Below are 21941 nucleotides of genomic sequence, written 5' to 3'. Positions count from 1 at the left end.
TTATCCTGACACAGATGGCTCCGGTTTCGTCACTCAGGTCAATATCCAGCTTCTGTGCCTTTTCCTCAGCTATACCGTCTGCATTATAACGAATCAACGCCCACATGATGGAGCTGCAATTTTTTATAATTTCAACTTCTTGAATGGCGTAAGGCAGAGAAGGTTTGATCTCGCCAGACCCCAGCGTCAAGCCTATGGTTGCCTGCAAGGCCGAATCTATCATAGTTGGATGCAGGACAAATTGGCTTTGGTTGTCAGAAACGGAAGACGGCAAGCATAACTTAGCCAGCACTTGACCCTCTCCCGCATACACCATCTCAATCCCTTGATGTCCAGGGCCATAATCCATTCCCATATCCCTGAAAACTCTATACAATTGTGTGGGATCGAAGTTCCGACTGCATACATTCTGCAAGTCTTTAATATTCAGTGCTGGGACCTCCGCAGCTGATCTTCGTGCAGCACTGCCGTAGCTATATATCACAATCCCTGCATCAGCTTCTTCGCTCTCCCCATATATTTCATAGGAAATCTCTTGATGATCATCCAGGAAAAGTCCGATGTGTAACTGTAGTGGCCCATGCTCTACGATAATAGGCCGTGCCCAAACCACGTTTTTAAGGCAAATTCCGGTTGGCCCGCCCTCATCAGATCCTGTTGCCTGATCCACGGCTGCCCGGACCATTTCAAGGCAAGCAGCCCCGGATAAAACTTTACGTCCATTCACCACATGATCCTTCAAGAAAAACTCCTGGCCTGTAAAAGTCGAACTGAACCGCTGTTCCGAGAAATCGGAGGTGTTTAGATGCAGTAAAGGATGGAGCCAAGCAGCAGTGACAGAAGTCATGCCTTTGCCTGCCTTGCTGTCAAGCTCAGGCGCCCAACAGCGTTCTCTTGCAAAAGGATAGGTCGGTAGACTGATCCGGTAAGGTTTGATGTCCCCATACAGCTTGTTCCAGTCAATAGTTAGTCCCTTTACCCACAACTCCGCTATTTTTTTTAGTTTTCTCTTCTTGATCCAGTTTTCAAGCAACGATTTGGCATCTTCATCCGCCTCAAACATCACAATCCCGTCTTTGCTCTTTTTCACCTGAGCCGTTAGGACGCCAGCAAGCGGATCATGATTCACAAATCCTTCGAGCGTTTTTAGCATTGCCTCTTTTGAATCTGCCACAAAAGCCAGCCGGTAATCCATCGGCTCGCGGCTCACTTGCAGCGTATACCCCATATCCGAGAGGTTAAGATTTTCCTGGGATGCAATAAAGCTCCTCATTCTTTCGGCATACGTTTTTAGTTGCTTTTCACCTTTGGCAGACAAAACGAAGAGAACGGGATTATGGATATCGGCGGCTGTTGGTGATGTCGTAGATGTTCCCGTCCCGGGACGATATTCTTCAATAATAAGATGGGCGTTCGTACCGCTAAATCCGAAAGAGCTCACAGCGGCGCGCCTTTTATCCCCGTGGGAAGGTTCCCAGGCGTTCAATTCTGTATTGACATAAAAAGGAGAATTATCAAAATCAAAATGCTCATTCGGGTTCTTGAAATTCAGTGTCGGTACTAGTTTTCTATGCTTCATGCATAGCAACACCTTTTGCACGCTTGCTATGCCCGCTGCTGCAGAAGTATGCCCGATATTGCTTTTTACCGAACCTATGGCACAGTAGTTCTTCTGATCGGTTTTTTCTTTAAAAGCGGTTGATAAAGCTTCCAATTCAATAGGGTCGCCCAGCTTGGTTCCTGTCCCATGCATTTCAACATAGCTAATGCTTTCAGGCTCAATCTGATATTTGTTGTATATTTCCCGCTCCAGCTCAATTTGGCTGTTTGTGCTTGGCGCGGTAATCCCGTTGGTTTTCCCATCTTGATTGATTCCGGACCCGATAATAACTCCGTATATATGATCCCGATCAGCTTCAGCATCCTTCAGCCGCTTCAGAACCAGCGCCCCTACTCCTTCCCCTGGAACAAAGCCGTTGGCGCTATTGTCAAACGCTTTACACCGACCATCTGGCGACAACATTCCGGATGCAGACATGCCTACATACGATTCAGGAGTCAGATATAACGACACCCCGCCAACCAACGCCATTTCTATCTCTCCGTTAGATAACGCCTGGCATGCCAGATGGGTTGCCACCAGCGATGAGGAGCATGCCGTATCTACGGATATGGCTGGACCTTTCAGATTGAGGAAATAAGAGATGCGAGCCGCTGCAATAGCGTTACTGTTTCCGGTAGTATTGGTGAACTGCGCTTGATGCTTGTACCGCAGCATACTATATTCATTATTTAAAATTCCAAGGTAAACCCCACATTTTTTATTTCCCAACTGTGAGCCACTATAGCCTGCATCCTCAATTGCCTTATATGCTTCCTGCATAAAGATGCGCTGCTGAGGATCCATTCCTTCCGCCTCGGTAGGAGAAATATTGAAAAATAACGGATCAAAATATTCCATATCCTCTAAAACACCCAGCCACTTGCAATTGATTTTCCCCTCTTGCGCTGGACGAGGATCATAATATTGGCTTACATCCCAACGCTCCTTCGGGATTTCAATAATGGAATTTTTGCCTAGAGCGAGATTATCCCAGTATTGCTGCACATCTTCCGCACCAGGATATCTTCCCGAAATCCCGACAATTGCAATTACGTCTTTATTTTCCGAAGGCAAAGGCGATGAATCCTCTGCTACCTTTACCAGGTGGAATGGCTCGGGCTCCCCCTTAGGCGATAGCCTTGGAGAGCATTGCATCGTGTCAGGTCCCTTCGAATGGACTTTCGCAATAGGCTTGTCCGTGTCCGGGACTGTGCTCAAGAACTGTTGATTGAAGCTTCCTCCATGCTTATTGATTTCTTGTGCCAAAAATGTAGCGAATTGGCGAATAGTCGGATAGTCGTAGACCTTGGTCGCTGCTATGGATGTGCCATATCGTTTATTTATGTTTCGAACCCACTCTACACCTATAATGGAATCTAGTCCGGTATCTATAAAGTTTTTATCCGCCTCGATCTCGCTCCGTTCCATGTACAAAGCCTCTGCCAGGCTTACCGTCAGTTCTTCCTGCAACAGCTCTGCAGAGGCGCTGCACTCAGCCATGCTGGCCTGCGCCTGCCTTTCAAACGAAATCGGCATCAAATTCACCTGAATGGAAGCCTCTGCCGATTTCTCCGGCTCTAATGCAACGGATGACGGTGAATACTCTGCTGGAGAATGATCCGAAATAGACTGGGCAGAGAATGACGCAATTGATTTGCTCAACAATTCCTTCTCTACAAATTTGCTAAAATCCCGGATGGTTGGATAATCGTAGACTTTTGTCGCTGTTATGGATGTATTGTAATGCTTATTAATGCTACGAACCCACTCTACGCCTATAATGGAATCCAATCCAAGATCAACAAAGTTTCTATCCGAATCGATATCGCTCCGATCTATATATAAAGCCTGCGCCAGGCTTGTTGTCAGCTCCTCCTGCAATATTTCCGCTGATATTGCAGAAGGAATAGACGACAGCGCTTCCGTCTTCTTCTCATCCTCTAATGTGTGCGATGTCTCCTCCAGTGAAGTTAACATGATCGTTGTCCCCTCCTGGTTGGCAGACTTGCTTAGATGCGGCTGACGGTCCAACAAATTCGGTAAGGATATAGCGCTTGGTTTTTCAGAACTATTCAAAAAAACGGATTGCATTAGGGCTGTTGGCTGCATCGCATGAGTCTGGACGGGAATAGCCTTTTCCTGAGCTTCCGTAACGGCTCTTTCTACAGAAGAGACTCTTTCTACAGAGGGACTCATAATATCCGTGATCCAGTACCGCTCCCTCGCAAAAGGATAGGCCGGCAGGCTAATTCGCCGCGGCTTGGCATCCCCATAAAGCAGGTTCCAATCCATTGCCAGTCCCTTGACCCAGAGATCAACAACCTTCGAATATTTCCTTTTCCCTATCCAGGCAGCAATCATTCTCTCCATGTCTTCATCTTCTACCAGCGCCGTCAGCGCCTCCTTATTCCGTTTGACCTGGCCCCGGTACAACTCAGGGATTCCGTCTCGTCCTTCCAGGAATCCTTCCAGCTTATCCACCAGCTCCTGCATAGACCCTGCAATCACTGCCAAGCGCTCTTCCATGGCTTCGCGTCCCACCTGCAACGTGTAGGCCACATCGGCCAGACTGCTTTCGCTGAGCTGTCCTTCCCGCATAACGGCTAGCATTCTCTCGGCCTGTTTTTTCAGTCGTTCTTCATTTTTGGCTGACAATACGATGATTGCAGGCTTTTGAGCCGTAACGCTCATGGGCACCTTCTCTTCCGCAATGTACTCTTCGATGATGACATGTGCATTGGAGCCTCCCGCTCCAAACGATGAAATCCCGGCAATCCTCGGATATTCCCGCGTCTCTCCATCGATCTCAACCACCGGCCGTCTCCATTCCCCCAGCTCCTGCTGGACGACGAACGGCGTCTGACCGAAATGGATGTTCGGATTCAATTCTTGGGCATGCAGGCTGGGAACCAGCGTCCGGTTTTTCATCTGCAAGATGATTTTCCCCACCCCAGCGATGCCCGCTGCCGCCTCCAGATGTCCGATGTTGGACTTCACAGAGCCTATGGCGCAGAATCCCGTATCCGGCGTATCCTTCCTGAATGCCTGGGTCAGACCCGTCACTTCAATCGGGTCTCCCAGCTCCGTGCCTGTCCCGTGGGCTTCAATATAGCTGACCGTCCGCGCATGGACCCCCGCTCGCTCCAGGGCCGCCCGGATCAGTTCCCCTTGGGCTGTCGGGTTCGGCACCGTATAGCCGTTGGTCTTACCTCCATGGTTAATGCTTGTCCCCCGGATCACCGCATGGATGAGGTCCCCATCAGCGATCGCCTTGGACAGCGGCTTTAATAGGACGACCCCCGCGCCTTCTCCAGGGACAAACCCATTGCCTCCTTTGCCGAAGCTCTTGCACTGCCCGTCTGCTGACAGCATGTGGTTGGCGCAAAGTCCCACATAACTGAGCGGATGGAGATAGAGATTTACTCCGCCTGCAATAGCCATTTCGCATTCTCCGCGGTACAGATGCTCACAGGCTTCATGAATCGCGGTCAACGAGGACGAACACATCGTATCGATTGGCATGCTTGGCCCTTGCAAATTAAAGAGATACGAAATCCTGTTGGCCACTGAACTAAAGGATGTGTGAGGGTATATTTGCGTTCCTTTTCTCCATAAATCCAGTCCGTATAGATCGAAACCCGTTTTGGTAATTCCGGCAAATACGCCTACCCGACGGTTATGCCGCATCGCAAGCTGTTCTCGGGTGTAACCCGCGTCCTCCAGTGCTTCCCAGCAGGCTTCAATGAACAGCCTTTCCTGCGGGTCCATACCGAGTGCTTCTCGTGGCGCAATATTGAAAAAGCGCGGATCGAAATCCGCAAATCCTTCAATAAAACCACCCCACTTGCTGTAGCTTTTTCCATTCGCCACCGCTTCCTGTGAATCAGGATGGAAGAACCCTTCCAGCGTCCAACGCTCACTGGGGATTTCGGTGACACAGTCCTTCCCTGCTTTTAGATTTTCCCAATATTCGTTCATGTCCCTGGACCAAGGATACTTTCCAGCCATCCCAATGATCGCTATCGGCTCACGCATTTCCGCAGGGGCAGACCCAGCCAAGCTTCGGACAGGCTTCGCTGCCGCCTTTGCCGCAGCCGGCACGGCTTCTTCCTCGGCGCACAACGGTACCGCAAGTATTTCCTCTACAGGCTGCATGTCATGGCTTATTCCGGTCCACTGCATGCACTCCTGCGGGTATTCCGCCACAAAATATTCCGTCAAGGCGTGCAAGGTCTGGTACTCATAAAACAACGTCTGGGACAGCTCTCCAAAGAAGCCCGCCAGCTTGGCATTAAGCTGGGTAATCATGATCGAGTCGATTCCATACCTCTCCAGCGGCTCATGGGCTTCGATGCTGCTGACGCTCAGCCGAGTCACCTCTCCCAAAAGCACCTTGAGTCGATATAAGGTTTTATCGTAGAGCTGGCCTGCATCCAGCTTAGGGGTTGCCTGATTAGAAATAGCTACTTGGATGGCACGGACGCCGGCTTGTGAGACGCCTTTCGCCAAGTAGGCCTCGATTTTCTCAGGCTCCCCTTCCATGACCATCACCTGCTCCTTGCCGGAGGCCAAGCTTTGATACAACGCCCTCATTCCCGATCGGGTCTGCATGGTTGTAATACCCATGTTTTGCGTCATGATCTGTTCCGTGTCCGCATCAATCCGCATTCCGCCCTCTTTCCAAAGCGGCCAGCGGATGGATAACGTCTGCCCCCGTCGTTGCTTCGCCCCTACTAGGGCATTCCTGTATTCGGCGTATGCGTCCATAAAGGCATTGGCCGTCGAATAGTCAGCCTGTCCCGGATTGCCCAGGCTGCCCGATATGGAAGAAAAGAGCACAAAGAAGTCTAGGTTCTGGCCACTGCTTGCCTCATCCAGATGGACCAGTCCGCTCACCTTCGGTCCCAGCACCTCCAAAAATTCTTCACTAGTTTTTTTAATGATGAAATTATCTTGAATCACCCCTGCGCAGTGGATGATCCCATGGACACGTCCAAATTCCTGCTGCATGCTGTCCAATAAACCGATAACGGTGTTTCTATGGGTGATATCCGCTTGCCTGTACACCACGCTGGCGCCTGAAGACTCCAGCTCCTGCAGCTTCATCTGCTTGTCTCGGTCCAGCGGCGACCGCCCCGTCAAAATGAAGGTCGCTGCTTGCGTCTGCCGGGCAATCTCTTCTGCAACCAGCAGTCCCAGACTGCCGGAGCCGCCGGTAATCAGATAAACCCCACCGTCTCTCCATGGAAGCCCCTCTTCTTGCCCAGATGTTTCAAGCCTGCTCCAGCAAGCGATTGTCCGTTGTCCGTTCTCATAGCGAATCCAGCCATCCATCGGGCTACGGCTGTTATCCTCCAGCTTCGCCAGGATGCCTTCCGCCTGTTCTCCCTGATCCACTTCGATCAGCTGCCCGATGAATTTCGGGTTTTCCAGCCGGGCTGTCTTCAACAGTCCCGAAAGTCCCGAAAAGAGCCGTCCTTCCCCGGCGTTCCGCACCACAATTTGGACCAGCACCCTCCCCTCAGGCTTGTCTTTGAGTATGCTTTGAATGCTCTCAAAGGCCTGAATAGCATAGCCCTGGAACCGCTGATCAATCCGGTTCTTCCCGGATCGAAAGGCAAGCACCTGCACAGCTCCGTTCAAACTCGCTTCAAGTCGCTCGTGCAAAGCTTCGTCTGGTTCACAAAGCAAGACCATTCGCCGATCATAGGCAGTGACTTCGGCTTCCAGCGGTACATCCTGCTTTTTCCATGTAGGCTCAAATAGCAGTGTATGGCTACTCGTAACGGCAGGCGCTTCCGCAGCTCTGGCGACCGTAAATTTTGGTTCACCCTCTGCCGCTCTGCCGCCTGTAATTTCGTCCTCACTCCTAGGCGCCCAATACTGCTCTTTTGCAAAAGGATAAGTTGGCAATGGAATCCTAGAGTACTGTTCATTTGAAAACAAGCACTCAAAGTCTAACGAATATCCCTGAACATACAGATCTGCAATCGTAGTCAAAAGCTCCAAATACTCGCGGGTATCGCTTGCGTTTTGACAATTGTAAATACATTCATCCCCGTATCTTTTCAAAGATGTTTGTATGCGTTGATCTTTTTCGTGCAGTTCAGAATGATAAACTTGAGAAGCACTGCCCTTTTCCAGCCACTTTTTAAGGGACATGACAAGCTCGCCTTGATTACGGGCAACACATGCAAGCCGATGATTACAGTGCTTTCTCCCAAGCAATAATGTATAGCTCATATTACCGCAATCCGCCTTAGGTTCCTGTTCACAATAAGCGAGCAGTTGCTCTACCTGCTGGCGTAATTGTTTTGAAGTCCGTGCCGACAACGGAATGAAATAACCTGGCTTTTCGGAATGTCTCCGTTCCGTCTGTGGAGCCTCTTCTATGACCATATGAGCATTCGTACCGCTGGCACCAAAGGAGCTGACCGCTGCACAGCGTCTGACTCCAGGCTCAACTTCCCAGTCCTGCAGATACGTATTGACATAAAAAGGACTATCCGCAAACTGAATGTTTGAATTGCCCGACCGGAAATGAAGTGTAGGAGGAATTTGCTTATTCTTTAATGATAATAACAGTTTGATCATTCCCGTAATTCCTGCCGCAATTTGCGTATGGCCAATATTCGTCTTAATGGACCCTATGGCGCAATATTCCTTCTTGTCGGTATACTTTCTAAAGGTTCGAGTCAGTGCCTGATATTCAATGGGATCTCCCAATTTGGTGCCAGTTCCATGTGCTTCCACCATCTGGATTTGCTCTGGGTGGATATGAAATGTATCGTATACATTTTGCTCGAGTCGCTCCTGAGATTTCTGGCTTGGCGCAGTAAGTCCATTCGTGGTGCCGTCCTGGTTGATTGCTGAGCCTAAAATCACTCCATAGATGTGGTCTCCATCAGCAACAGCTTCATGAAGTCGCTTGAGCACAATCGCGCCAAGCGCTTCTCCCGGAACCATTCCATCTGCCCTATCATCAAAGGTATAGCAGCGTCCCGAGCGAGACAGCATTCCTGCCCGGTCACCATATAAATAGCAGCGAGGAGTCGTATGAATATAGACACCACCAGCTAAAGCCATATCCGTTTCTCCGGTCCATAAGCTTTGGCAGGCCAGATGAACTGCAACTAACGAACTGGAACAAGCTGTATCTACAGCTATTGCTGGTCCGTGAAGATTCAAGTAGTAGGAGATTCTAGCGGGTATCACGGAACCCATATGACCCCAAAGCGCTTGTGGAGGCAGGTCTTCACCCAGCAATTGTTGGTAATCTCCCTCGGCACAGCCCACATACACTCCACAACGACGACCCTCCATCCCTGTCCCCGCATAGCCAGCATCCTCCAGAGCATGCCACGCTTCCTCTAGAAACAATCGCTGCTGCGGATCCATATAGGTCGCTTCCAGTCCTGAGATATTAAAAAAAAGCGGATCAAACTTATCAATATCCCCCAAAAAACTGCCGTGATTGCAGTAGCTTGCATGTTTTTCCTGGTATTTCGAAAGATCCCACCGGGTTACCTCTTCCACTAAATCGTCACCGTTCTTAAGGTGATTCCAAAGCTCATGTACATTATCTGATCCAGCAAACCGCCCGCTCATTCCAATAATCGCAATGGGCTCCCTTGGTGTTAAAGCTTTCTCTTTATCCTTCTTATTGGGTCTGTCCTGCTCAAAGGATATACTTGCCGTTTCAACGGGATGAAGAATATGATCCGTGTCTTTAGGTTTTTGGATGTCGCGACTTGCATCTTCCATGTTGTCTATTGGATTAGCGCTCTGGTCCAAGACTTGTGAAACTTTATCTCCATATTGGCTTAAAATGTATAACGTCAGTTGTTTTACCGAACTGTAATCGAAGATGTCGGTAGTTTGCAAATGAATCCCCAGCCCCTGATTGACAGCCTGCACAAAGTTGACGCCAAGAATGGAGTCCAGCCCATAATCTGCGAATGACTCATGAATATCAATCATAGTAAAGTCCACATTCAAAGCCTCTACCAGTTTCCCTACGATAAGCTCCTTGACATACTCTTCAGCCATCTCGCTTGTTACATCAATATCTGATCGAATTCCTTCGTCACGCTGTTTCATTTGAGATTTGTCGTGTTCAGGCTCCTGTTTGTTCCGAATCATACCATCGCTTTCCGCCACAATAATTTGTTGACCTATATCATGCGCTTCCTGAGCAGGGAAGAAAACGGACCGGAAACCCTCCATTTCCAATACCTTTTGCCAACTTTCGGGATATAACCCGGGAGAGCCTGGAATGCGCAGCTCCGGGTCATTATAAAGCCACCATCCCTCTAAAAGGCCAAAGGATAGATGGTTTAACAGAGAGTTACCGCTGATTTCATTTATAAGAATCAGACCGTTTTCTCGCAGCGCCGCTTTGACATTGCGTAACGTTTGGCGAATGTTCCGTGTGGCGTGCAATACATTGGTGGCAATCGCAATATCATATCCACCTGTATCAATATCTTGTCCCTGAGCCGACTCTTCCACATTAAAAATCTGATAAGTCAGGTAAGGACTTTTCGGACCGTACTCTTTTTGTGCATGTAATAAAAATGCTCTGGATTTGTCGGTATAGCAATATTCTTGAATATGCTCCCGATAAGGTTCGAGCTTCTGGAAGACCAAAGCGCTAGTACCTCCAGTGCCTGCACCAATTTCAATGATTCGAATCGGTACCGACGGGTTATGCTTGATCCGCTCATTTAGATAGGAAACTACGATATCTCCCAGCACTTCATTAAAGTAATCCGCTGCAGGACTGTTCTTATATATACCTTCTACCAGTTTCATGGAGGAATTAGGAAAAATGATATCGGTGGCTGGTATCTTCCCGGTTAAAATTTCTGGCAGCTTGCGCAAGGTCGATTCTACCAAAAATACCCAGGCTGAGAGATCCGGATTTTTCAGCCATGCCCCTTTCTTCCATTCCCACTCCTTCCATACAGCCTGCAAATCGACCGAAGCAGTACCCGCTACGCCATATGACTCTCCATTGCAGTACAAATACTGATTCCGTACCAAAATCTCTATGCTTTCTTCAAGCCAACGATCGTATAAATTCAGTAAGCCGTTTTTTGTTTTAAAATCCGCGATCATAGCTTTCTTTTCCATTTGCGCATATGGACATAATCCCATCAAGCGCAAATGGCTCCATAACAGCCTGCATAAGATATCATTCATTTCCTTCATCTGTAAGCCTCCATTCCCGTTCAGTCCCTCGTGTCGCTCCATCCTGTTCCGAGTAAGCTTTGCTGTCGACTGTAGTCGAGGACATTGTCTCGTATGCATCCGCTAGATAAGAAAGATCCGGCATCTTCTTTATTTTTACATTGGAAGAAATATGACTCTGGATGTTTTGGATATACGAAGGAATAGCTTCGGGATTTGAAGCATCGATGTCTTCCTTATTCATTTCCGAAACATTTGCCGTTTTGGCAAGTGCCTTTTGGGCAATGAACGAATCTGTTGGCTTTACAGCATCTGCAGATTCAATGGAAGGCGATTTAGTTTTAATATCCGTGATCCAGTACCGCTCCCTCGCAAAAGGATAGGCCGGCAGGCTAATTCGCCGCGGCTTGGCATCCCCATAAAGCAGGTTCCAATCCATTGCCAGTCCCTTGACCCAGAGATCAACAACCTTCGAATATTTCCTTTTCCCTATCCAGGCAGCAATCATTCTCTCCATGTCTTCATCTTCTACCAGCGCCGTCAGCGCCTCCTTATTCCGTTTGACCTGGCCCCGGTACAACTCAGGGATTCCGTCTCGTCCTTCCAGGAATCCTTCCAGCTTATCCACCAGCTCCTGCATGGACCCTGCAATCACTGCCAGCCGTTCTTCCATGGCTTCGCGTCCCACCTGCAGCGTGTAGGCCACATCGGCCAGACTGCTTTCGCTGAGCTGTCCTTCCCGCATAACGGCTAGCATTCTCTCAGCCTGCTTTTTCAGTCGTTCTTCATTTTTGGCTGACAATACGATGATCACAGACTTCTGAGCCGTAACGCTCATGGGCACCTTCTCTTCCGCAATGTACTCTTCGATGATGACATGTGCATTGGAGCCTCCCGCTCCAAACGATGAAATCCCGGCAATCCTCGGATATTCCCGCGTCTCTCCATCGATCTCAACCACCGGCCGTCTCCATTCCCCCAGCTCCTGCTGGACGACGAACGGCGTCTGACCGAAATGGATGTTCGGATTCAATTCTTGGGCATGCAGGCTGGGAACCAGCGTCCGGTTTTTCATCTGCAAGATGATTTTCCCCACCCCGGCGATGCCCGCTGCCGCCTCCAGATGTCCGATGTTGGACTTCACAGAGCCTATGGCGCAGAATCCCGTATCCGGCGTATCCTTCCTGAATGCCTGGGTCAGACCCGTCACTTCAATCGGGTCTCCCAGCTCCGTGCCTGTCCCGTGGGCTTCAATATAGCTGACTGTCCGCGCGTGTACCCCCGCTCGCTCCAGTGCCGCCCGGATCAGTTCCCCTTGGGCTGTCGGGTTCGGCACTGTATAGCCGTTGGTCTTACCTCCATGGTTAATGCTTGTCCCCCGGATCACCGCATGGATAAGGTCCCTATCAGCGATCGCCTTGGACAGCGGCTTTAATAGGACGACCCCCGCGCCTTCTCCAGGGACAAACCCATTGCCTCCTTTGCCGAAGCTCTTGCACTGTCCGTCTGCTGACAGCATGTGGTTGGCGCAAAGTCCCACATAACTGAGCGGATGGAGATAGAGATTTACTCCGCCTGCAATAGCCATTTCGCATTCTCCGCGGTACAGATGCTCACAGGCTTCATGAATTGCGGTCAACGAGGACGAACACATCGTATCGATCGGCATGCTTGGCCCTTGCAAATTAAAGAGGTACGAAATCCTATTCGCTACCGAACTAAAGGATATTTGGGGAAATATTTGCGCTCCCTTTTTCCATAATTCCGGCCCATAGAGTTCGTAGCCCGTCTTAGTAATTCCGGCAAATACGCCTACCCGGCGGTTATGCCGCACCGCAAGCTGTTCCCGGGTGTAGCCCGCGTCCTCCAGTGCTTCCCAGCAGGCTTCAATGAACAGCCTTTCCTGCGGGTCCATACCGAGTGCTTCCCGTGGCGAAATATTGAAAAACAGCGGATCGAATTCTGCAAATCCTTCGATAAAGCTCCCCCATTTGCTGTAGCTTTTTGCATTCACCACCGCTTCCTGTGGATCAGGATGGAAGAACCCTTCCAGCGTCCAACGCTCACGCGGGATTTCGGTGACACAGTCCTTCCCTGCTTTTAGATTTTCCCAATATTCGTTCATGTCCCTGGACCAGGGATACTTTCCAGCCATTCCAATGATCGCTATCGGTTCACGCATTTCCGCAGGAGCAGACCCCGCCAAGCTTCGGACGGGCTTCGCTGCCGCCTTTGCCGCAGATGGCACGGCTTCTTCTTCGACATACAGCGGTGCCGCAACTGTTTCCTCCGCAGGCTGTATGTCATGGCTCATCCCGGCCCACTGCATACACTCCTGCGGGTATTCTGCCACAAAATATTCCGTCAAGGCGCGCAAGGTCTGGTACTCATAAAACAGCGTCTGGGACAGTTCTCCCAAAAAGCCCGCCAGCTTGGCATTCAGCTGGGTAATCATGATTGAGTCGATTCCATAGGTTTCCAGCGGTTCATTGGTTTCAATGCTGCCGACGCTCAGCCGGGTCACCTCTCCAAACAGTACCTTGAGACAATGCAAGGTTTTGTCGTAGAGCAAGCCTGCATCCAGCATAGGTACGCTTGCTTGGTTAGGTACTGCCTGAATGGCACGGACACCGGCTTGTGAAACAGCTTTCGCCAGGTAGGCCTCAATATTCTCAGGTTCCCCCTCCAAGACCATTACCTGCTCCTTACCGGAGGCCAAGCTTTGGTACAACGCCCTCATTCCCGACCGAGTCTGCATGGCTGTAATGCCCATGTTTTGCGTCATGATCTGTTCCGAATCCGCATCGATCCGCATTCCGCCCTCTTTCCATAGCGGCCAGCAGATGGATAACGTCTGCCCCCGCCGTTGCTTGGCCCCTACCAGGGCATTCCGATATTCGGCGTATGCGTCCATAAAGGCATTGGCGGTCGCATAATCAGCCTGTCCCGGATTGCCCAGGCTGCCCGATATGGAAGAAAAGAGCACGAAGAAGTCCAGGTCCTGACCGCTGCTCGCCTCATCCAGATGGGCTAGTCCGCTTACCTTCGGTCCCAGCACCTCTATAAATTCTTCCCTTGTTTTCTTGATGATGAAGTTATCTTGAATCATCCCTGCACAGTGGATAATCCCATGGACACGTCCATATTCCTGCTCGATGCTGTCCAGTAAATCGATAACCGTCTTCCTGTCGGTGATATCGCCTTGCCTGTACACCACGCTGGCCCCTGAAGCTTCCAGCTCCTGCAGCTTCGTCTGCTTGTCTCGGTCCAGCGGCGACCGCCCCGTCAAAATGAAGGTCGCTGCTTGCGTCTGCCGCGTAATCTCTTCTGCAACCAGCAGCCCCAGACTGCCGGAGCCGCCGGTGATCAGATAGACCCCACTATCTCTCCATGGAAGCTCCTCTTTTTGCCCAGATGTTTCAAGCCTGCTCCAGCAAGCGGTCTTCCGTTGACCTTCCTCATAGCGAATCCAGCCATCCATCGGGCTTCGACTGTTGTCCTCCAGCTTCGCCAGGATGCCTTCCGCCTGTTCTCCCTGTTCCACTTCGATCAGCTGCCCGATGAATTTCGGGTTTTCCAGCCGGGCTGTCTTCAACAGTCCCGAAAGTCCCGAAAAGAGCCGTCCTTCCCCGGCGTTCCGCACCACAATTTGGACCAGCACCCTCCCCTCAGGCTTGTCTTTGAGTATACTTTGAATGCCCTCAAAGGCCTGAATAGCATAGGCCTGGAACCGTTCATCAATCCGGCTCTTCCCGGATCGACAGGCAAGCACCTGCACAGCTCCGTTCAAACTCGCTTCGAGTCGCTCGTGCAAAGCTTCGTCTGGCTCACAAAGCAAGACCATTCGCCGATCATAGGCAGGGACTTCGGCTTCCAGCGGTACATCCTGATTTTTCCATGTAGGCTCAAATAGCAGTGTACAGCTACTTGTAACCGCTGGCGCTTTCGCTGTTTCGGTTCTTACTGCTCTGGCCTCAACCTCTGGAGCCCAACAACGCTCCTGTGCAAAAGGATACGTAGGTAGACTTATTCTTTTCGGTATGACATTGGAATATAGCAATCGCCAATCTATATAGAAGCCTTTGGCCCACAACTCTGCCAGCTTGTTCATTTCACGATTTGCAATCCATTTGCTCATTAATTCCTTGAAAACTTCTTCCTGTTCAAATAATTGCACTGAATCTTTTGACTGATTGTTTTCTCCCCTCCAGCAGTTCTCGATATGTGCTTGTTCATTCGTGAACGATTGGAGCTTTTGTACCAGCTCGCTCGTATTCTTTACGATAAAAGCTACCCGGTTTTTCATTGCCATTCGTCCTGTCTGAAGCGTAAAGGATACATCCGACAAATTAATGTCTTCAGAAGCTATCAAAAAATCTGAAAGCTCTTGTGCATACACTTTAAGCCGATGATGATGCCTTGCAGATAATGGAATCAGATAGACAGCATCTTCGTTCACAGAATGATCTTTAAATCGTTCTGATTCAGCATTGGCTACAAATTGTTCAAATATGGCATGAGCGTTAGTTCCGCCTATTCCAAAGGAGCTTAACGCCGCCCGGTGAGGAGCCGACGCCTTCTCCCATTTTTGGAGACGATCAACAACATAAAAGGGTGAATCGGGCAAATGGATATCAGAGTTTGGTTTTTCGTAATTAAGCGAAGGAGGAATCTCATTATGGTATAGGCTTAAAGCAACTTTAATGCACCCCGCCAAACCTGCTGCAGTATCCAGATGCCCGATATTGGTTTTGACCGAACCAATACCGCAAAATTGTTTTTTGGTCGTATACTGCCTGTACGTTTCATTTAAGGCAGCAAATTCAACAGGATCGCCCAATTTTGTTCCGGTTCCATGCGTCTCGATATAACTGATAGATTCGGGATGAATTCGGGTTGATTCTATCGTCTTCTGAATAACTTCAGCCTGACCTTTGACACTTGGGGCATAAAACCCTAATTTGTCGGTTCCATCGTTGTTCACACCTACTCCCCGTAAAAGCGCATAAATATGGTCACCGTCTCTAACGGCATCTGTCGCTTTCTTCAGTAGAACAACCCCGACCCCTTCTCCGCCAATCATCCCATCTGCCGACTCGTCAAAGGCTTTAATATGTCCATCACTGGAGAAATTCAAGCCGGGTTGATGCACATAGCCTAAACTGGTGAAAGGAAAGATCGTGGATGCTCCGACTAAAGCGTACTTGGCTTCACCGGATAGCAGGCTTTGCGAAGCCAGACGCAATCCGACTATTGAGGAAGAGCAGTTCGAGTGCACAAACAGACTCGGACCTTTAAATCCTAATTTATGAGAGATCATAGTAGGAATTGTCCCACCCTGTGCTAAGATCCAGGTTACATATTCATCCGCGTTCTTCAGGACATTAGGCGATTGCGATGCCAAATTGGGAATAAATGCTTGATAGAAGCTGTTGCTTGCCGACATAAACACACTGGTATCAGGAATTTCTTTGCTAATATAGCCAGCATCCTCAACGGCTTTCCATGAATGCTGCAACAGCAATTTCATTTGAGGATCCATAAACTCTGCATTTTTCTGTGATAAACTGAAAAACTCAGGGTCGAAATACTCTTTTCCTTCAATCGTGCATCGTCCGGGAACATAGCCTCGATTACCGACGATTTCTTTTTCCAGCCCTAATCCAACCAATTCTTCCTCGGAAAAGAAGCGAACACTCTCTACCCCTGCCCTCAAATTGCTCCAAAACTCGGCATGGTTTTTGGCCCCCGGAAAATGACATGAAATCCCTATAATTGCGAGACTATCCTCGAAATAATCTGGGTAGGGTGGCTTGAGGTCGTCTTCGCCTGAATCCATTTTCGGTAAGGCTGTATTCTCAGCAGTATCTGTTTGTTCCGGTGTATGTGATTGTTCCGTTTGAGAATCAACATTCTCGCTTCTTGTTTCTGTAATATAGGCACTGAGTTCCTTAACTGTCGGATACTTGAACAATGCTGTCACCGAAATATCGCATTCCAACAATTCCTTGACCCTTCCGATCATCTCTGCTGCTGAAAAAGAATTCCCACCTACGTCAAAGAAAGCATCATCTGTACTTAGATCATCAACATTCAGAAGTTTTTTCCATACCGTTAGAACTTGATGTTCAACATCCGATTGTGGTAAGTGGATCTTTCTTGTTGTTGCTAACTCGATCCTGCGATTCATTAATTCTTTTCGATCTATTTTCCCATTAGGGGTCAAAGGCAGCTTATCTAGCTCTATAAAAAATGCGGGTATCATATAATAGGGCAAGAAAGTTTTTAAATAGTTTCGCACTTCCTTCGGATCGAGAGGAGGCTTACCGGACTCGGAATTGTTCAGCGAACAGTAGGCAACAAGCTGCTTATTCCCCCCCTGTTCCTTGGCAATCACGATACAATCATCGATTCCTGGATATGTTCTGACCTGACCTTCAATTTCACTTAGCTCGATCCGAAACCCGCGAATTTTCACTTGATAATCCATCCGTCCCACATACTCAATAGAGCCGTCCGAAAGCCACCTGCATAAATCTCCAGTTCTGTAGAGCTTAGTTTCCGGATTGAATGGGTTGTCTATGAACTTTTCAGCCGTAAGCTCTGGCTGGTTCCAATAGCCTCTGGCCAATCCGCTGCCCGAAATAAAAAGCTCTCCCGGAAGACCGACAGGCACAGGTCTAAGATGTTTGTCCAAAATGTAAATCTGGGTGTTTGCGATAGGCTTACCGATCGAAATAGGCTTATCTGCGTCGATCTTTTGAACTGTAGACCAAATTGTGGTTTCAGTCGGACCGAACATATTCCATGCGTCACAGCTGTTATGAACAAAATAAGATTTCAACGTTTCCGAAAGGGCTTCCCCTCCGCAGAGAACTTTCATGTTCTCTTCGTTCTTCCAGCCGGCTTGAAAGAGCAGGGTCCAAGTCACAGGAGTGGCTTGCATGATTGTCGGTTTTATTCTTTGAATTTCCCGCTTAAGTCTTTCGGTATCCTTTATGTTTTTGGAGCTGCAAATATAGCATTGAGCCCCCTTAATCAAAGGCAGATATAATTCCAGTCCCGCTATATCAAAGCAATAGGTTGTCACTGCAAGTAGTTTGTCCTGCTCTGTTAAACCGGGCTGCTCTCCCATGGAAATAAGGAAGTTGGTCAACGCTTTATGTGGAATCATGACCCCCTTGGGTTTCCCTGTACTTCCAGAGGTATATATCACATATGCCAAATGGTTAGGTTGTACTTCCCGTTTGATTGTCTTTCTACCCTTCACATCACTTTTCAGATGATCCCAATCTTTATCAAGGACAATACAGCTAACGTTGTTCCCTTCCAAACGTGACACTTTCTCCAACAACCCCGATTGCGTAATGACCAGTGAAACTTTGGAATCCTGTAGCATATACTCCAATCGGTCCTCCGGATATTCCGGATCGAGCGGCACGTAGGCTCCACCGGCCATCAGGATTCCCAACAGCCCAATCACCATATCTAAAGAACGTTCCATGCAAATCCCCACAAGAGTATCAGGAGTTACCCCATGTTTCTGCAAATATAAGGCCAGCAAAGTGCTCTTTTCTTTTAGTTCCCCATAGGTAAGCGATTCCTTTTCATATACAACTGCAATAGCTTCAGGTGTTTTTCTTGCCTGTTTTGTGAATAATTCAGGAAAGCATTTATCAGGATAACTTGTTCCGGTAGCATTCCAGTCATTAAGGATGATGTCCTTTTCCTCTGGTAAAAGTAATGAATGCTCCTCCAAGGGCCAAGTGGGATTCTCCATAAGTGCTTCCGCTAATTCTATATAACGCTCTGCCATCTGTATGATGGTTGAATGATCGAACAAATTGGAGCGATATTTGATATTTAATATCATTTCCTCTTCCTGCTCTTGCATTTCCAATACCAACTCGTATTCGCCTTCCTGGTGAATTTCTTCAACCAATTCGACGAAAAAGATATCTTTATATGGCTTGCAAAGTTGCCGAAAGCTTGAAGTTGGAAGGAAGTTTTGATAAGAAAAGGCTGCTTGGAAAACAGGTGAGCTCGTCTGTATCCGCGGCACATTCAATTCTCGGACCAGAGCCGGAAAAGGATACGAGGCATGATCCATTCCATCGACTACTGTCAGCTGCAATTTTTTCATGAAATCCAGGAATGTCTCTGTTTCCGATACCCGACTCCGTATTGGAAGCATATTGACAAAATAGCCGATTAAATTATCAAAACGCTGCTCCGGGCGCACCATAACTGGCATTCCAACAATGATATCTTCCTGTCCCGAATACTGGTTAAGCAATACCGTATACATACCTAACAAGACTGTAGACAAGCTCGTATATTGCGCTTGGGCAAAAGACTTTACTCGTTTGACCCATTTAAGCGGAAGCGGCTTGGAATATGTTTGTGCTTCCATGCTTTGAGCCGGAAAACCAGAGCGGTCATATGGCAGCTCCAGGGTTGGTAAAGCACCTGACAGCTGTTGTGTCCAGTAGGAACGATACTTCTCCCCTTCTGCACTCGCTAACATCGTTTGCTCCCATTTAACAAAATCGCCGTAGCTCGCTGCGGGTGGCAACACTGTCGATGTCTTTCCCTGTACCACGTTCTTATAGGCATCTAAAAAGCTTTGTATAAACATGCCGAAAGAACTTCCATCAAAAATAATATGGTGGATGACAACCAGTATGAAATGTTCCTGTTCAGATCTGGACATAACATAAATACGCATCAAAGGATCCTGTTCCAGCATGAATGGTTGCTTTGCTTTATTGCTAATAAATGGAATAATCTTATCTACTTCCAAGGCTGAAATATCCTCCACTTGCACATGAAGCGGCTGCGTGGGCTGCAGCTTTTGATAAGGTATCCCATTTTCCTCTTCAATCACACTTTTTAAAATAGGATACTGTTCTAAAACGATGTGAAAAGCCCGTTTAATGCTCTCAATCTCAATCTTCGTATTAAACCGGAGGCATATTGGTATATTGTAAGCATTCATCTCAGGGGACATTTTATGTAATAGCCACAACCCTTTCTGAACTTCAGAAAGCGGATTCCTTCGGAAACTGAGCGAATTTTTCTCAGTATTGACCTGTACAGTGGATTTATCTTCTTCAACCTTTTGGGCTAAATATGCCGATAATAGTTGAATCGTCGGGTTCTCTAAAATTTCTCTTGCTTTAACCTTGATCGGATAGGACTTCTCAAGGCCGCGTATAAGCTTCATGACAAGAATAGAATCGATACCATAACCATGAAGATTTGTATTCAAATTCATTTCCTCGTGCTTGAGATTCAGTTCCCAACACAAAAATTGCACTATATACTCCTGAATCTTCGACTGAACCAACGAAATGGCATTTATGGTAGCGTCATGGTTTTCTGCAGCGGATTCTTCCATATTCGAATGTGATGGTGAGAACGCACTCCGATATTGATAAAGTGCTTGAAGCTCTTGTTTGATATAAGCATTGCGGCAGATCTTTCTTTGGATTTTCCCACTTCCCGTTTTGGGTATACTTCCCTTAAGCAGCAAATAGATATCGTAAATTTCAAGTTGATGCGTATTGGATACGGCATTCAGTATGTTTTCGACCAACCGTTTATATCCCTGCTCATGAAGGGGCGCTTCAATTTCCTGTACGACGATTACTTTTTCCTGACCATTGATTTCAGAGGAAAATACAGCGATGGGCAAGGTCAACTCTGGCATATTCTTTTGAATGGTCCATTCAATATCGACGGGATGATGATTTTTGCCACGAATAATGATGACTTCCTTCTCTCTGCCGATGACATAGATATGATTATCCGCAATGAAGCCAAGGTCCCCGGAACGAAAAAAGCCGCCTTCTTTTGTATCGGAAAGGGCTACTTCAAAAGTGCTATTCGTTTCTTCCTTCCTGTTTAAATATCCCTCTGCCATCCGTGCGGATTTAATCCAAATCTCGCCGACTTCCTCCGGTAAGCATTGTGTATGTCTTTCAGGATGAACAATTCGTATTTGCGTCGGATCTTCAATCTCCCCACAGCTCACTACGGACTTCGATTTGTTCTTCTCATCCGTGTATTGGACTCTTCGTTGCTCCAAGCTAGGGATATCTAAATTAAGGAATCTCATCGACTGACCTGGTTTTATACTGGCGACGGGGCACAGCTCCGATAAGCCAAGGAGGGGACAAAATATATCCTCTCGTAGCCCTAATGCCCGGAATTTATGGATGAAGTTCTCGTAAGTTTCCTTCCGAATGGGCTCACCTGCACATATAATCGCTTGGAGATGGCGAAGTGAATATTGCTTAATTGAAGCGATGTCCAGTGTGGAGCAGCAATAATCGAACGCAAAATTTGGCGCTGCCGTATGGGTAGCCTGATACTTGTCCATCATATGAATCCAATTTTCCGGATTTTTAGCGAAGCTTTCTGGCGGGAGAATAATGCTCGATGCCCCGTTTAAAAGTGGGACTAAAATATTGTTATGCAGTCCAAAAGCATGAAATTGCGGCGTCCAGGAAACAACACGACTATTCCGGTCAATTCTCCATTGCTCAGCCTTGGCCTGATTCATCAAGCAGCTGTGACTAAGGATTACACCTTTTGGCAAGGATGTTGAGCCCGATGTATACATCAAAAGAGCAGTATCCTGCGGTACTGGCATTCTCATTTCTATGTCAACGTTAACGGCGTCTTCTTGAAAGATTTCATCAATATTCAGGATACGGATTGAATTAAACTCCTCCCGTGTTTGGAGAAATGCTTTGAAGTCCGTATTAGTTATGATACATACGGCTTGGGAATCCTTATAAATAGGCATCATCTTCTCAAAGATTTTTTCATCTGGCTCCGAATCTGTAATAGGTGTAGGTATGGCCACGATATTTGCATAAAAACATGCCAGCATGCTGCTGATATATTCCAGGCCCTGAGGAAATACAAGAAGTGCCCGTTCCTGCTCAGCCAGTTCTTTCAAAAGGATACTGCCCAAAGACTGTATTTGATGTAGAAGCGTATTTCCGGAAAGAATTTGAGGACTCTGGCCTTCTTTCTCAAACGTAAATAACTCCTTTTCAGGAAATTTACGGCAAGTTTCAATAAAAGAAGCGATCGGAATATCAAGGTTCCCTGTTTGGTCATGTTTTCGCATCAT

At 47.9% G+C, this 21941-nt stretch carries 2 protein-coding genes (1 of these 2 cut by a window edge); both read right to left on the bottom strand.

The features are described 5' to 3' along the window. A protein-coding gene (locus tag ACL9RM_RS03280) for an SDR family NAD(P)-dependent oxidoreductase (protein WP_414126198.1) crosses the window boundary here: on the bottom strand, positions 1-10816 show its 5' portion. The gene continues 8885 nt to the left of window position 1, outside the view; 10816 of the gene's 19701 nt are visible here — the first part of the coding sequence; its start codon is at positions 10814-10816; its stop codon lies beyond the left edge, outside the window. Next, positions 10800-21941 (bottom strand): amino acid adenylation domain-containing protein, encoded by an 11142-nt coding sequence (locus ACL9RM_RS03275; protein WP_414126196.1) that lies wholly within the window; start codon positions 21939-21941, stop codon positions 10800-10802. Before ACL9RM_RS03275 ends, ACL9RM_RS03280 begins: the two co-directional genes overlap by 17 nt.

The organism is Paenibacillus sp. S29, from assembly GCF_049319765.1.
In the GTDB taxonomy this organism is placed as follows: Bacteria; Bacillota; Bacilli; order Paenibacillales; family Paenibacillaceae; genus Paenibacillus; species Paenibacillus polymyxa_B.
Note: the sequence above shows the minus strand (reverse complement) of the source record. Positions and strands in the feature narration are given on the sequence as shown.

Coding starts and splice junctions, on each gene's coding strand:
- ACL9RM_RS03275 (WP_414126196.1), bottom strand. CDS start 21,941: ATGATGCGAAAACATGACCAAACAGGGAACCTTGATATTCCGATCGCT.